Below are 429 nucleotides of genomic sequence, written 5' to 3' on the forward strand. Positions count from 1 at the left end.
CCCCCCCCTCCCCGGAGGCTCCCCGGAGCGGCGCAGCCGCCGCTGCGAGATGAAGGTCCGGGTCAGCACGGTGTGCGCGTACGCCACGGGTGCCTGCGACCGCTCGATCCGCCGCCAGGACCGGTACATCTTGGCCAGCGTCTCCTGCACCAGGTCCTCGGCAAGGTGCCAGTCGCCGGTCAGCAGGCACGCTGTTCGGAACAGTCTGCCGCTCTGGGCATGGGCGAACTCCATGAAGTCCGCGGGAGCTTCCCCCACTGCATCTTCCTTCCGGTCTCATCGGTCACAGCACCCACGCCGCAGCACCGGCCGGACGTTACACACCATCTCGGAGCCACCGACCGACCGGATCCAACTGGGCCCCGGCTACGCGTTCCGGTACTGATCTACCTGGTCCGGGCCTGAATGGCCGGCGCCGCCACCGGGGCC

Annotated in this window: 1 protein-coding gene; it reads right to left on the reverse strand. The window is 69.9% G+C overall.

Annotated features, from left to right (window positions below):
* Positions 1 to 258: sigma factor (locus ACXJMZ_RS37440; RefSeq protein ID WP_457034443.1), on the reverse strand; the 258-nt coding region annotated here is incomplete at its 3' end.
* Between the last annotated feature and the right edge of the window lie 171 nt (positions 259 to 429).

The sequence above is a fragment of the Kitasatospora sp. P5_F3 genome, assembly GCF_054049135.1.